The sequence below is a fragment of the Pseudomonas sp. JY-Q genome, from assembly GCF_001655295.1.
GTDB classification, from domain to species: domain Bacteria; phylum Pseudomonadota; class Gammaproteobacteria; order Pseudomonadales; family Pseudomonadaceae; genus Aquipseudomonas; species Aquipseudomonas alloputida.
The window spans coordinates 2,591,274-2,606,485 of record NZ_CP011525.1; the positions used below are offsets into that span (position 1 = coordinate 2,591,274).

Here is a 15,212-nt window from a genome sequence, read left to right on the forward strand (position 1 = left end):
ACGATTGCAGCTATGCCGCTGACATTGCTGGGGCCGCTTTGCGGCCCTTTCGCGACGCAAGGCCGCTCCCACAGGCCGCTCCCACAGGCCCCAAGGCCGCGACATTCCACCGAACGACACCAGCAATGCCTTCCACTTGTAAAGACAAGTGCAACCGCTCCTCGGAAAAGGGCTTCGCAAGTGCAACCTTTCCGTGCACAATCGCGCCCCTCTTTTCCGGTTGAGTTGGGCGAAACGTCTATTTCGCCATTCTCAGCCTGTTGCAGTCTTGCGAGTGGAGCTTCACCCGGAATGAATGAGCAGGCCCCAAGCGTTGAACAACGCTTTGCAGAATCGACCCCCGCAGCCCTCGGCACTTGGGCGCGTCACGACACCACCTGGATGCTGGGCCTGTTCGGCACAGCCATCGGCGCCGGGACACTGTTCCTGCCGATCAACGCCGGCCTTGGCGGCTTCTGGCCGCTGTTGATCCTGGCCGTGCTGGCCTTCCCGATGACCTATTTCGCCCATCGCGGGCTGACCCGCTTCGTCCTTTCCGGGCGCGATGGCAGCGACATCACCGAAGTGGTCAAGGAGCATTTCGGCATCACCGCCGGTGCCTCGATCACCGTGCTGTACTTCTTCGCCATCTTCCCGATTCTGCTTATCTACAGCGTGGCGCTGACCAACACCGTGTCCAGCTTCATGGAACACCAGCTGCACATGCAGCCGCCGCCACGGGCAATCCTGTCATTCGTGCTGATCCTCGGCCTGCTGGCCATCGTGCGCTGCGGGGAGCAGGCCACGGTTAAGGTCATGAGCCTGCTGGTCTACCCGTTCATCGTTGCGCTGGCGTTGCTGGGCCTGTACCTGGTGCCGCACTGGACCGGTGGCATTCTCGACAGCGCCACAGAGGTGCCGCCGGCCTCGGCCTTCCTGCACACCCTGTGGCTGGCCATTCCGGTGATGGTGTTCTCGTTCAACCATTCGCCGATCATCTCGGCCTTTGCCGTCGACCAGAAGCGCCGTTACGGCGAGCACGCCGATGAGCGCAGCGGCCAGATCCTGCGTCGTGCCCACCTGCTGATGGTGGTGATGGTGCTGTTCTTCGTGTTCAGCTGCGTGCTCACCCTGAGCAGCGCCCAGCTGGCCGAAGCCAAGGCGCAGAACCTGTCGATCCTGTCGTACCTGGCCAACCACTTCAGCAACCCGACCATCGCGTTCGCTGCGCCGTTGATCGCCTTCGTGGCCATCGCCAAGTCGTTCCTCGGCCACTATATCGGTGCCAGCGAAGGCCTGAAGGGCATCATCGCCAAGACCGGTGCGCGCCCAGGCGCCAAGGCCCTGGACCGCGTGGTTGCCGCACTGATGCTGGTAGTCTGCTGGATCGTTGCCACCCTCAACCCAAGCATTCTCGGCATGATCGAGTCGCTCGGCGGCCCGATTCTCGCGGTGCTGTTGTTCCTGATGCCGATGTACGCCATTCGCCGTGTGCCATCGATGCGCAAGTACAGCGGTGCGGCCTCCAACGTGTTCGTCGTTGTGGTCGGCCTGGTTGCGCTGACTTCGGTGGTGTACGGCCTTGTAAGCTGATTCACCCGTTTCATTCAAGAATGCCCGGGTCGCTTGTCGCCACCCGGGCATTTTTTTGCCTGATCAAGGTTTCAGCAGCGTTGCATTCCATCGTCCTTGGTGCATGCAAGCAGCCACCCTCCGCACAGGCTGGCCACCACGAACAGCACGCCCAAGCCCGCCGTTAGCGCGCTTTCTAAGCCTGCGACCAGAGTGCTCGTCAAACCGGCGCCGGCGAACAGCAATGTCGTATTGAGCGACGCTGCCGCACCTGCCTGACGCGGATAGCGCGCCAAAGCCTGGGTCGTTGCGGCGGGGCGTACCAGGGTTGTCCCGGTGGTACAGACAATCATCGGCAGCAGAACACCCAGCACAGATAAACCTGCTACCCATTCCCACATCAAAAGGGTGATGCCCGCCGTACTTATAAGCAGCAAGCCTGCTTTTATTTGAGCTTGCGGGCTTACGCGACTGTTCAGGTAGGTCGCAGCCATGCCGCCGACGATGTATGCCAACCCATAGCCGATAAAGACCAGAGAGAATTGATAGGCCGTCAGCTCCAGCCTGCCCATCAGCAGCAAGGGCGCTATGACGATAAAGGAAAAATGGCAGGCAAAGGCGAGGCTGGAGAGCATGGAATGCGCGAGATAGTCCGTGTCTCGCAGCATCACCCGATAACTGGACATGCTTGGCGCCCGGTCATGCGACGCAGGTGCGTCATGGAGCAGCACACACGATAGAAGTGAAACGATTGCAGCGATGATCACGAATACCGTAAAGCTTGCCTTCCAGCCAAACGACTGTTGAAGAAAGGCACCTGCCAGCGGTGACAGGGAGATGAACAACCCGCTCGTGCTTGTTAACAGGATGCGCATGGCATTGCGTTGTGTACCGCTGTAGAGGTCCTGCACAAGCGCCTGGCCTAGCACGAGGCTGCCGCAACCCAGGGCCTGCACCAAGCGAAAGGCCATGAACGTTTCATAATGGGTTGAAACTACGCAACCGAGCGCCCCCACAATGGATACGCTCAACCCAGCGAGCAACAAACGCTTGCGCCCGATGCCATCCGACAGTGGGCCGATCACGATTTGCGCCATGGCCACACCGACAGCAAAAAAGCTCACTGAGTACGCAATCTGTTTTGTGTCGACCCGAAACTCATCTGAGAGCGCAGGGAATGATGGGAGGATCACGTCCAGAGGAAACACACCCAGCAGACATAACAAAATCAGCAATGTCGAGCACAGGTGGCGCCGAAGCGAACCAGCGGGGTGGTTCATGCCATTAACTCCTCGATTGGAACTGCAAGAAATAGCTTTCGTCATCCAGTAAATCAGTACGCTAAAGATGTACAAGGTGAGCTTGGTAGCGAAACTTCCGATAGAGGTGTAGGAATTGTAGGGAGAGGCCGGGATGGGCGTTCGGCAACGGTGAGGCCACTGGCCGTAACCGCGGCTATCGGCATTTTTTGTCCACAAAAATCGTCCGGCAATGGAACAATTTCACCTGCCCCCATAGGCACCCGGCTGCCTTCATGCTTAACTCAGTGTCCTTTTCAAACCCCGCATAAGGATTTCGTCATGGCTCAAGTGACTCTCAAAGGCAACCCGGTACAGGTCAACGGTAACCTGCCACAGGCCGGCGCCCAGGCTCCGGCTTTCTCCCTGGTAGGTGAAGGCCTGGCTGACAAGTCGCTGAAAGACTACGCCGGCAAGCGCAAGGTGCTGAATATCTTCCCAAGCGTCGATACCCCAACCTGCGCCACCTCGGTGCGCAAGTTCAACGCCCAGGCCAACGACGTTGCCAACACCGTGGTGCTGTGCATCTCGGCTGACCTGCCGTTCGCCCAGGCACGCTTCTGCGGCACTGAAGGGCTGGACAACGTGAAGAACCTGTCGACCCTGCGTGGCCGCGAGTTCCTCGAAAACTACGGCGTAGCCATCGCCGACGGCCCGCTGGCCGGCCTGGCCGCCCGCGCCGTGGTGGTGCTGGACGAGAACGACAAGGTGCTGCACAGCGAACTGGTTGGCGAAATTGCTGACGAGCCGAACTACGACGCGGCGCTGGCTGTACTGAAGTAAGGATTGCGTGGGGCAGGGCGGGCGTCTGTAGCCTGTGATGGCCTCTTCGCGGGTAAACCCGCTCCTACAACGTGCGGCACAGGTTTCAACGGCTGTGACATCCCCGTAGGAGCGGGTTCACCCGCGAAGGGGCCAGACCAGGCAACCGAACCTTCAGGCCCGCCACCGCTCCAAGCAACACCCTGTAACGGCCCGGAACACGTTCCGGGCCGTTTTCATTTAAAATTCCGCCGCTTGGCAACGTCAGGCAAAGGTAAACCTCTGGTAAAGGCCCTTTGCTAAAACGATGGCAGTGCTTATCGTTCATCCTCCCCAAGTCGTCATTCCGAACAAGGTTCGTTCAACCCATGCAAGCGTCCAATTCCCGTTCCCTTCGTCGCTGGCTCGTCGGCCTGCTGATCCTGCTGCTGGTGGCTGCACTGGCCTGGTGGCTGTGGCCCGCAGCGACGCCTGCGCATAAAGAAGCCAGTGGCATGCGCGGTGGCAAGGGCATGGGCATGATCGGCGGCCGCCCAGGTTTTGGCGGCTCCAGTGACCCGGTACCCGTACGTGTCGTGCCGGTGCGGACAGGCGACTTCCCCCTCTACTACAAAGCCTTGGGCACGGTCACCGCGACCAATACGGTCAATGTGCGCAGCCGCGTGGCTGGCGAACTGGTGAACATCCACTTCAAGGAAGGCCAGCGCGTCAAGGCTGGCGACCTGCTGGCCGAAATCGACCCGCGCCCTTATCGCATCGCCCTGCAGCAGGCCGAAGGCACCTTGGCGCAGAACCAGGCGCAGTTGAAGAATGCTCAGGTCGACCTGGCCCGCTATAAAGGCCTGTACGCCGAAGACAGCATCGCCAAGCAAACCCTGGACACTGCCCAAGCCCAGGTTGCGCAGTTCCAGGGGCTGGTCAAGACCAATCAGGCACAGGTCAACGACGCCCGCCTGAACCTCGATTTCACCCAGATCCGTGCGCCGATCAGTGGCCGTGTGGGCCTGCGCCAGCTCGATCTGGGCAACCTGGTGGCCGCCAACGACACCACCGCGCTGGTAGTCATCACCCAAACCGAGCCGATCAACGTCGCCTTCACCCTGCCGGAAACCGAACTGAGCACTGTGCTGGAGCGCTACCGCAGTGGCGCCAGCCTGCCGGTCGAGGCCTGGGACCGCGGTGACAGCAAGCTGCAGTCCACCGGTGTGCTGGGCAGCATCGACAACCAGATCGACACCACCACCGGCACGCTGAAGTTCAAAGGCCGTTTCGAGAACAAGGACCTGGCCCTGTTCCCCAACCAGTTCGTCAACGTGCGCTTGCTGGCCGACACCCTCAAACAGGTGGTCATGGCCCCGGCCGCGGCCATCCAGTTTGGCAACGATGGCACCTTTGCCTATGTGGTCAACGAGAAGAGCACCGTCAATGTCCGCAAGCTCAAGGTGGGCGCCAGCGATGGCGAGAACAGCGTCATTCTCGACGGCTTGAAGGCTGGCGACCGCCTGGTGCTGGAAGGCACCGACCGCCTGCGCGAAGGCACCCAGGTGGAAGTGGTCGAAGACAGCTCGCAAGTGCCGACCACCCCGGGCCAGCACCTGCAAGGGCAGGAAACCAAGGGCGCGGCGCAAACAGATGAAGCACAACCTGGCAACGCAGCAGGCAAGGCGGGCGCATGAACCTCTCGCGCCTGTTCATCCTGCGCCCGGTCGCCACCACGCTGAGCATGCTGGCCATCGTGCTGGCTGGCCTGATCGCCTACAAGTTGCTGCCGGTTTCCGCCTTGCCGCAGGTGGATTACCCGACCATTCGCGTCATGACCCTGTACCCCGGCGCCAGTCCGCAGGTGATGACCAGCGCTGTCACCGCGCCACTGGAGCGCCAGTTCGGCCAGATGCCGGGCCTGGAACAGATGGCCTCGACCAGTTCTGGCGGCGCGTCGGTGCTGACCTTGCGTTTCAACCTCGACATGAACATGGACGTTGCCGAGCAACAGGTGCAGGCCGCGATCAACGCCGCCAGCAACCTGCTGCCCAGTGACCTGCCGGCACCGCCGGTGTACAACAAGGTCAACCCGGCCGACACCCCGGTGCTGACCCTGGCCATCTCCAGCAAGACCATGCCGCTACCCAAGCTCAACGACCTGGTCGATACCCGCGTGGCGCAAAAGCTGGCGCAAATCAGCGGCGTGGGCATGGTCAGCATTGCCGGTGGCCAGCGCCAGGCGGTACGCATCAAGGTCAACGTCGACGCCCTGGCGGCCAATGGCTTGAATCTGGATGACGTGCGCACGCTGATCGGTGCCTCCAACGTCAACCAGCCCAAAGGCAACTTCGACGGCCCGACCCGGGTGTCGATGCTCGATGCCAACGACCAGCTGCGTTCTCCCGAGGAATACGCCAACCTGATCCTGGCCTACAACAACGGTGCGCCGCTGCGCCTGAAAGATGTGGCCGAAATCGTCGACGGCGCCGAGAACGAGCGGCTGGCCGCCTGGGCGAACGAGAACCATGCTGTGCTGCTGAACATCCAGCGTCAGCCGGGCGCCAACGTGATCGAAGTGGTCGACCGCATCAAGGGCCTACTGCCGTCGATCACCGACAACCTGCCGGCCGGCCTCGATGTCTCGGTGCTGACCGACCGCACCCAGACCATTCGTGCCGCGGTCAAGGACGTGCAGCACGAACTGCTGATCGCCATCGTTCTGGTGGTGATGGTCACCTTCGTCTTCTTGCGCCGCTTCAGCGCCACCCTCATTCCGTCGATTGCCGTGCCACTGTCGCTGATCGGGACGTTCGGGGTCATGTACCTGGCCGGGTTCTCGGTCAACAACCTGACACTCATGGCCCTGACCATCGCCACCGGCTTTGTGGTCGATGATGCCATCGTCATGCTGGAGAACATCTCCCGGCATATCGAAGAGGGCGAGACGCCCATGCAGGCGGCGCTCAAGGGCGCCCGACAGATTGGCTTCACCCTGATTTCGCTGACCTTCTCGCTGATTGCGGTCCTGATCCCGTTGCTGTTCATGGCGGACGTGGTCGGTCGCCTGTTCCGCGAGTTCGCCATCACGCTGGCAGTCGCCATTCTGATTTCCCTGGTGGTGTCCCTGACCCTGACACCGATGATGTGCGCGCGTCTGCTCAAGCGCGAGCCCAAGGAAGAAGAACAAGGCCGCTTCTACCGTGCCAGTGGCGCCTGGATCGACTGGCTGATCAAGCACTACGGCAGTGCCCTGCAGTGGGTGCTCAAGCATCAGCCGCTGACCTTGCTGGTGGCGGTGGCCAGCCTGGTGCTCACGGTGTTTCTGTACATGGTCGTGCCCAAGGGCTTCTTCCCGGTGCAGGACACGGGGGTGATCCAGGGTATTTCCGAAGCGCCTCAGTCCACCTCGTTCGCCGCCATGAGCGAACGTCAGCAGGCCCTGAGCAAGGTCATCCTGCAAGACCCGGCCGTGCAAAGCCTGTCGTCCTACATTGGCGTAGACGGCGACAACGCCACGCTCAACAGTGGTCGCCTGCTGATCAACCTCAAGCCCCACGGCGAGCGCGATGTCAGCGCCAGCGAAGTGATCAGCCGCCTGCAGCCGCAGGTCGACCGGCTGGTGGGCATCCGCCTGTTCATGCAGCCGGTGCAAGACCTGAGCATCGAGGACCGGGTCAGCCGGACCCAGTATCAGTTCAGCCTGTCGTCGCCGGACGCCGACCTGCTGGCGCAGTGGAGTGGCAAGCTGGTGCAGGCGCTGCAGCAGCGCCCGGAACTGGCCGATGTGGCCAGCGACCTGCAGGACAAGGGCTTGCAGGTGTACCTGGTCATCGACCGTGACATGGCCAGCCGCCTGGGGATCAGCGTGTCGCAGATCACCAATGCCCTGTACGACGCCTTCGGCCAGCGGCAGATCTCGACCATCTACACTCAGGCCAGCCAGTACCGCGTGGTGTTGCAGTCCAAGGACGCCGCCACGATCGGCCCGCAGGCGCTGGAGTCGATCCACGTCAAGGCCACCGATGGCGGCCAGGTGCGCCTTTCGGCGCTGGCGCGGATCGAGCAGCGTCAAGCCCAGCTGGCTATTTCTCACATCGGCCAGTTCCCGGCAGTGACCTTGTCGTTCAACCTGGCTCACGGCGCGTCGCTGGGCGAAGCCGTGCAGGTGATCGAGCAGGTGCAGCAGGACATCGGCATGCCGCTGGGTGTGCAAACCCGCTTCCAGGGTGCGGCCGAGGCCTTCCAGGCATCGTTGTCGAGCACCTTGCTGCTGATTCTGGCGGCGGTGGTGACCATGTACATCGTGCTGGGGGTGCTGTACGAAAGCTACATCCACCCGATCACCATCCTCTCGACCCTGCCGTCGGCGGCGGTCGGTGCCTTGCTGGCTTTGCTCATCAGCGGTAACGACCTGGGCATGATCGCTATCATCGGCATCATCCTGCTGATCGGTATCGTCAAGAAGAACGCGATCATGATGATCGACTTCGCCCTGGAGGCCGAGCGCCACCAGGGCATGAGCCCGCGTGATGCCATCTACCAGGCGGCGCTGCTGCGCTTCCGGCCGATCCTGATGACCACCCTGGCCGCGCTGTTTGGTGCGGTGCCGCTGATGCTTGCCACCGGTTCCGGTGCCGAACTGCGCCAGCCACTGGGCCTGGTGATGGTCGGCGGGTTGCTGGTCAGCCAGGTGCTGACGCTGTTCACCACCCCGGTCATCTACCTGTACTTCGATCGCCTGGCCCGCCGCCTGCGCCCGGCCACTGACGTGAAGCAGGCCCAGGCATGAACCTGTCTGGGCCTTTCATCCGTCGCCCGGTGGCGACCATGCTGTTGAGCCTGGCAATCATGCTGCTGGGTGGGGTCAGCTTTGGCTTGCTACCGGTGGCGCCACTGCCGCAAATGGACTTCCCGGTGATCGTGGTGTCGGCGAACCTCTCTGGTGCCAGCCCCGAGGTCATGGCGTCCACCGTGGCCACACCGCTGGAACGCAAGCTGGGCAGCATTGCCGGCGTCACCACGCTCACCAGCAGCTCCAACCAGGGGTCGACACGGGTAATCATCGGCTTCGAGATGGGCCGTGACATCGATGGCGCAGCCCGTGAGGTGCAAGCGGCGATCAACGCTACCCGCAACCTGCTGCCCAGTGGCATGCGTAGCATGCCCACCTACAAGAAGATCAACCCGTCGCAGGCGCCGATCATGGTGCTGTCGCTGACCTCGGATGTGTTGCAGAAGGGCCAGCTGTATGACCTGGCCGACACCATCCTTTCACAGAGCCTGGCTCAGGTATCGGGGGTAGGGGAGGTGCAGATCGGCGGCAGTTCGCTGCCGGCCGTGCGTATTGCCGTCGAGCCGCAACTGCTCAACCAGTACAACCTGTCGCTGGACGAAGTGCGCACGGCCGTGTCCAACGCCAACCAGCGCCGGCCCATGGGCTTTGTCGAGGACACCGAGCGCAACTGGCAGGTGCGGGCCAACGACCAGCTGGAAAGCGCCAAGGATTACGAGCCGGTGGTGATTCGCCAGCAGAACGGCACCATTCTGCGCCTGTCTGACGTGGCGACTGTCACCGACGGCGTTGAAAACCGTTACAACAGCGGCTTCTTCAACGACCAGGCAGCGGTGTTGCTGGTGGTCAACCGCCAGAGCGGCGCCAACATCATCGAAACGGTCGACCAGATCAAGGCGCAGCTACCGGCATTGCAGTCGTTGCTGCCCGCCAGCGTGCAACTGAACGTGGCCATGGACCGCTCGCCCGTGATCAAGGCTACCCTCAAAGAGGCCGAGCACACCCTGCTGATCGCCGTGGTGCTGGTGATCCTGGTGGTCTACCTGTTCCTCGGCAGCCTGCGCGCCTCGCTGATCCCCAGCCTGGCGGTGCCGGTATCGCTGGTGGGGACGTTCGCAGTCATGTACGTGTGCGGTTTCTCGCTCAACAACCTGTCGCTGATGGCGCTGATCCTTGCCACCGGGCTGGTGGTGGACGATGCCATCGTGGTGCTGGAAAACATCTCCAGGCACATCGAGAACGGCCAGCCACCGATGAAGGCGGCCTTCCTGGGCGCCAAGGAGGTGGGCTTCACCTTGCTGTCGATGAACGTGTCGCTGGTGGCGGTGTTCGTCTCCATCCTGTTCATGGGCGGCATCGTGCGCAACCTGTTCCAGGAGTTTTCCATCACCCTGGCGGCGGCGATCATCGTCTCGCTGGTGGTGTCGCTCACCCTTACACCGATGCTCTGCGCCCGCTGGCTCAAGCCGCACCAGGCCCAGCAGACACGCCTGCAGCGCTGGAGCGACAAGCTGCATCAGCGCATGGTTGCTGCCTATGACCGCAGCCTGGGCTGGGCCCTGCGCCACAAGCGCCTGACCCTGCTCAGCCTGTTGGCCACCATCGGCATCAACATCGCCCTGTACGTGGTGGTGCCCAAGACGCTGATACCCCAGCAGGATACCGGCCAGTTGATGGGCTTCATCCGGGGTGACGACGGCCTGTCGTTCACGGTGATGCAGCCGAAGATGGAAATCTACCGCCGCGCCTTGCTGGCCGACCCGGCAGTACAGAGCGTTGCCGGTTTCATCGGTGGCAACAGCGGTACCAACAACGCCATGGTGCTGGTGCGCCTGAAACCGATCAGCGAGCGCAAGATCGATGCGCAGAAGGTGATCGAACGCCTGCGCAAGGAGCTGCCCAAAGTGCCCGGCGGGCGCCTGTTCCTGATGGCCGACCAGGACCTGCAACTGGGGGGCGGTGGGCGTGACCAGACCTCCTCTCAGTACCTGTATACCCTGCAAAGTGGCGACCTGGCGGCGTTGCGCGAATGGTTCCCCAAGGTGGTCGCGGCGCTGCGTGCACTGCCTGAGCTGACCGCCATTGACGCCCGCGATGGTGCCGGTACCCAACAGGTGACGCTGGTGGTCGACCGTGACCAGGCCAAGCGCCTGGGCATCGACATGGACATGGTCACCGCAGTACTGAACAACGCCTACAGCCAGCGGCAGATCTCCACCATCTACGACAGCCTCAACCAGTACCAGGTGGTGCTCGAGATCAACCCAAAATACGCCTGGGACCCGAGCACGCTGGAGCAAGTGCAGGTGATCACTGCCGACGGCGCCCGGGTGCCGCTGTCGACCATCGCCCACTACGAGAACAGCCTGGCCAACGACCGGGTCAGCCACGAAGGCCAGTTCGCTTCGGAAGACATCGCCTTCGACGTCGCCGAGGGCTACAGCCCCGACCAGGCCATGGCGGCACTGGAGCGCGCGGTAGCCAAACTGGGCCTGCCCGAGGAGGTGATTGCCAAGCTCGGCGGCACTGCCGATGCCTTTGCCCAGACCCAGCAGGGCCAGCCATTCATGATCCTTGGCGCACTGCTGCTGGTGTACCTGGTGCTGGGTATTCTGTATGAAAGCTACATTCACCCGCTGACCATTCTCTCGACACTGCCTTCGGCGGGCGTCGGTGCCTTGCTGGCGCTGTACGTCACCGGTGGCGAGTTCAGCCTGATCTCGTTGCTGGGGCTGTTCCTGTTGATCGGGGTGGTGAAAAAGAATGCCATCCTGATGATCGACCTGGCCTTGCAGCTGGAGCGCCATCAGGGCTTTTCGCCGGAAGAGTCGATTCGCCGGGCCTGCCTGCTGCGCCTGCGGCCGATCCTGATGACCACCCTGGCAGCGATCCTTGGCGCATTGCCGTTGCTGCTGAGCCAGGCTGAAGGCGCAGAAATGCGTCAGCCGCTGGGCCTGACCATCATCGGTGGCCTGGTGTTCAGCCAGATCCTCACCCTTTATACGACGCCGGTGGTTTACCTGTACCTGGACCGCCTGCGCCACCGTTTCAACCGTTGGCGCGGCGTGCGCACCGACGCCGCCCTGGAAACCCCGCTATGACTTTTGCCCAGACCCCACTTCACCGTGCCCTGCAGGCACTGACCCGTGGCCGTGGCTCGCGCCTGCTTGGTGCCGGGTTGTGCGTGGCCTTGCTCAGTGCCTGTACCCTGAGCCCGGACTACCACCGCCCCGAGCTGAACAGCACGGCGGCGCAGTTCAAGCACGCCGAAGGTTGGACCCAGGCCTCGCCGTCCGACGCCATCGCCCGTGGCGCCTGGTGGGAAATCTACGGTGATGCCGGGCTCAACGCGCTGGTCGAAGAGCTTAACCGCAGCAACCAGACCGTGGCGCAATCAGAAGCCCAGTACCGCCAGGCCCAGGCGCTGGTGCGCAGCAGCCGTGCGGCGCTGTTCCCCAGCCTGGACCTGAGCGCCAGCAAGAACCGTTCGGCGCAGGGCACCGGCAGCTCCAGTTCCAGCCTGTCCAATAACAGCAGCGGCATTCGCAACACCTACAACGCGCAGTTGGGCGTGAGCTGGGAGATCGACCTGTGGGGCAAGCTGCGCGAAACCCTGAATGCCAACGAGGCCAGTGCCGAAGCGAGTTTCGCCGACCTTGCGTCGATCCGCTTGAGCCAACAGTCGGAGCTGGTGCAGAACTACCTGCAATTGCGGGTGATCGATGAGCAGAAGCGCTTGCTGGAAGCCACCGTGGCGGCTTATGAGCGCTCGCTGCGAATGAACGAAAACCAGTACCGCGCCGGTGTCGCCGGCCCGGATGCCGTGGCCCAGGCCCGTACGCAGCTCAAAAGCACCCAGGCTGACCTGATTGACCTGATCTGGCAGCGTGCGCAGTTCGAAAACGCCATCGCCGTGCTGCTGGGCAAGACGCCTGCCGACTTCGCCCTGGCCGACAGCAAGGCGATTCCCGCGTTGCCGCAAATACCGGTTTCGCTGCCTTCGCAGCTGCTGGAGCGGCGCCCGGACATCGCGGCAGCCGAACGCAACGTGATGGCGGCCAACGCCAACATCGGGGTGTCGCGGGCAGCCTACTTCCCGGACCTCAGCCTGAGCATGAGTGGTGGTTATTCCAGCAGCAGCTTCAGCAACTGGATCGAGCTGCCCAACCGCTACTGGTCGGTAGGCCCGCAGTTGGCGCTGACCCTGTTCGACGCCGGCAAACGCAGCGCCGAGGTCGACCGCACGGTGGCCGTGTATGACCAGACGGTGGCGCAGTACCGCCAGACCGTGCTGGACGGCTTCAAGGAAGTGGAAAACCTGCTGGTTCAACTGAAGGTGTATGGCGATGAAGCCGTGGTGCGCCAAGAGGCGCTTGACGCCGCCCGTGAGTCGTTGCGCCTGACCGAAAACCAGTACCGTGCCGGGCTGATCGGCTATCTGGATGTGGTCAACGTGCAAACCACGGCGCTGAGCAACGAGCGCAGCGTGCTGAACCTGCTGCAAGGGCGCCTGGTGGCCAGTGTGCAACTGGTGGCTGCGTTGGGCGGCGGCTGGGATGCAGAACAGGCGTTTGCCGAGCAGAATTGACCGAACGCAGAGGGGTAGACTGCGGTTATTGGATCCATTCCCATTCGCAAAAACCCCGTGCGTTTCGCTTAAGCTTGAGTACAATCGTCAGCTTTTGTCGGGCCCCCTGTCCCGGCGCTGGAACTCTCAATGCTGACCGGTAGCTACTCCTCTTCGCTGGTGTTGATTTCGCTGTGCGTGGCGATCCTGGCATCCTATACCGCCCTTGACCTGACCGGCCGCATCGCCACGGCCAAGGGCCGCGCTGCCTGCCTGTGGATGGGCGGCGGTGCGTTGGCCATGGGCATCGGCGTGTGGTCGATGCACTTCATTGGCATGCTTGCCTTCAGCTTGCCCATCGACTTGGGGTACGACCTGGCCCTGACCGCGTTTTCGCTGCTGATCGCTGTGCTGTCCTCGGGCTTTGCCTTGTGGCTGGTCAGCCAGCCGAGCCTGCCAGCGCCGCAGTTGGGGTTTGGCGCGCTGATCATGGGCGCCGGTATCGCTTGCATGCACTACACCGGCATGGCTGCCCTGCGCATGCTGCCGGGCATCGATTACGACCCGACGTTGTTCGGCGCTTCGTTGCTGATTGCCGTAGGCGCCTCGGCGGCGGCATTGTGGATTGCCTTCCGCCTGCGCACACACACACCCTATATACGGCAGATCCGCGGCCTGGCGGCGGTGGTCATGGGCGTTGCCATCGTGGGCATGCATTACACCGGCATGGCAGCGGCAAACTTCCCCGAGGGCAGCTTCTGCGGCGCGCTGGGGGGCGGGTTGCAGGGGGACAGCCTGGTTTACCTGGTGCTGATCACCACGCTGGCAGTACTGGCAGTGGCTTTGCTGACTTCGGTGCTGGACGCGCGTCTCGAGGCACGTACTGCCGAGTTGGCCCGTTCGCTGACCTTGGCCAACCAGGAACTGACCCAACTGGCCTTGCACGACACCCTCACCGATCTGCCCAACCGTACCCTGCTGGCGGACCGCATCGAACAGGCCATTGCCAAAGTGGCGGAGCAGGGCGGTTGTTTTGCCCTGATGTTCATTGATCTGGACGGCTTCAAACCCGTCAACGATGCCTTTGGCCATCATATCGGTGACCTTCTGCTCAAAGCGGTGGCGGCCCGCCTGCGCGGCCACCTGCACAGCCAGGACACGCTGGCACGGATTGGCGGCGACGAATTCGTGCTGCTGGTGGAACTGCAGGAGCCGAACGATGCCATGGACGTGGCGGTCAAGCAGGTCAACCTGGTGTCCCGGCCTTTCCGCGTGGCCGAGCACGACCTGCAACTGTCGGCGAGCCTGGGCATCGTTCTGTACCCGGGCAATGGCCAGGACCAGCATGAGTTGCTGCGTAACGCCGACGCTGCCATGTACCATGCCAAGAGCGCCGGCAAGAACGGTTACAGCTTCTTCGATGTGTCGATGAACAGCAACGCGCGCCAGCAGTTGCAGCTGCTGCAGGACTTGCGCCTGGCGCTTGAGCAGCGCCAGTTCCGCTTGCATTATCAGCCCAAGTTCGACGCCCAGGCCTGCCAGCCGATCGGTGCCGAAGCATTGCTGCGCTGGGAGCACCCGCAGCAGGGCCTGCTGCTGCCTGACCGCTTCATCGGCCTGGCAGAAAAGACCGGCCTGATCATCCCCATTGGTGAGTGGGTACTCACTGAGGCCTGCCGTCAGATGCGTCAGTGGCTAGACCAGGGGCACCATGGCTGGCGCATGGCGGTGAACCTGTCGGCCATCCAGTTCTGCCATGCCGGTCTGGTCGACAGCGTGGCCCGCGCCCTGCAGCAGAACGGCTTGCCAGCCAACTGCCTGACACTGGAAATTACCGAAACCACCGCCATGCACGATGCCGATGCCAGCCTGACCGTGCTGCAGCGCCTGTCCGACATGGGCGTGGACTTGTCCATTGATGACTTTGGTACGGGCTATTCCAGCCTGATGTACCTCAAGCGCCTGCCAGCCAACGAGCTGAAAATCGACCGCGGTTTCGTACGCGACCTGGAGCAGGACAGTGACGATGCAGCGATTGTTTCGGCAATTGTCGCGCTGGGCCAGGCGTTAGGCCTGCGTATCGTTGCCGAGGGGGTTGAAACCGACAAGCAGCAGGACTTCCTGACCCGTCTGGGGTGTGATTCGTTGCAGGGCTACCTGCTGGGCCAGCCCGTGCCGGCCGAGCAGTTCATGAGCAAGTTGCAGGCCATGGGCCCGGAACTCACTGCTGCGGGCTAGGCGCTGTATGAAGAGCCTTGAT

General features: G+C 62.7%; 8 protein-coding genes. 7 read left to right on the forward strand and 1 reads right to left on the reverse strand.

Annotated features, from left to right (window positions below; genetic code table 11):
* The first annotated feature begins 291 nt into the window (after positions 1–291).
* Positions 292–1,572 (forward strand): serine/threonine transporter, encoded by a 1,281-nt coding sequence (locus tag AA098_RS11810; RefSeq protein ID WP_012052080.1) that lies wholly within the window; start codon positions 292–294, stop codon positions 1,570–1,572.
* A 71-nt stretch (positions 1,573–1,643) separates the two neighbouring features.
* Here AA098_RS11810 and AA098_RS11815 read toward each other — a convergent pair whose 3' ends face one another.
* A complete protein-coding gene (locus AA098_RS11815; protein ID WP_064614242.1) occupies positions 1,644–2,831 on the reverse strand; it encodes an MFS transporter in 1,188 nt (395 codons plus the stop codon).
* Between the two features lie 300 nt (positions 2,832–3,131).
* Between AA098_RS11815 and tpx the strand changes: the two genes are divergently transcribed.
* The 6 genes from tpx (at position 3,132) to AA098_RS11845 (ending at position 15,190) form a co-directional block, all read left to right on the forward strand.
* Positions 3,132–3,632: a thiol peroxidase gene (gene tpx / locus AA098_RS11820; RefSeq protein WP_003247734.1), complete on the forward strand. Its 501-nt coding sequence runs from the start codon at positions 3,132–3,134 to the stop codon at positions 3,630–3,632.
* Between the two features lie 347 nt (positions 3,633–3,979).
* Positions 3,980–5,287: an MdtA/MuxA family multidrug efflux RND transporter periplasmic adaptor subunit gene (locus AA098_RS11825; protein ID WP_004575283.1), complete on the forward strand. Its 1,308-nt coding sequence runs from the start codon at positions 3,980–3,982 to the stop codon at positions 5,285–5,287.
* Positions 5,284–8,382, forward strand: a complete 3,099-nt coding sequence (locus tag AA098_RS11830; protein WP_060538453.1) for an MdtB/MuxB family multidrug efflux RND transporter permease subunit — start codon at positions 5,284–5,286, stop codon at positions 8,380–8,382. The genes AA098_RS11825 and AA098_RS11830 overlap by 4 nt, the downstream gene beginning before the upstream one ends.
* Positions 8,379–11,486 carry an efflux RND transporter permease subunit gene (locus tag AA098_RS11835; RefSeq protein ID WP_003247741.1) on the forward strand — a complete coding sequence of 1,036 codons (3,108 nt, stop codon included), beginning with the start codon at positions 8,379–8,381 and terminating at the stop codon, positions 11,484–11,486. The genes AA098_RS11830 and AA098_RS11835 overlap by 4 nt, the downstream gene beginning before the upstream one ends.
* Positions 11,483–12,973 (forward strand): efflux transporter outer membrane subunit, encoded by a 1,491-nt coding sequence (locus tag AA098_RS11840; RefSeq protein WP_012052084.1) that lies wholly within the window; start codon positions 11,483–11,485, stop codon positions 12,971–12,973. The genes AA098_RS11835 and AA098_RS11840 overlap by 4 nt, the downstream gene beginning before the upstream one ends.
* A 129-nt stretch (positions 12,974–13,102) precedes the next feature.
* Positions 13,103–15,190, forward strand: coding sequence for a bifunctional diguanylate cyclase/phosphodiesterase (locus AA098_RS11845; protein WP_064614243.1), 2,088 nt, complete (start codon positions 13,103–13,105; stop codon positions 15,188–15,190).
* The last annotated feature ends 22 nt before the right edge of the window (positions 15,191–15,212 follow it).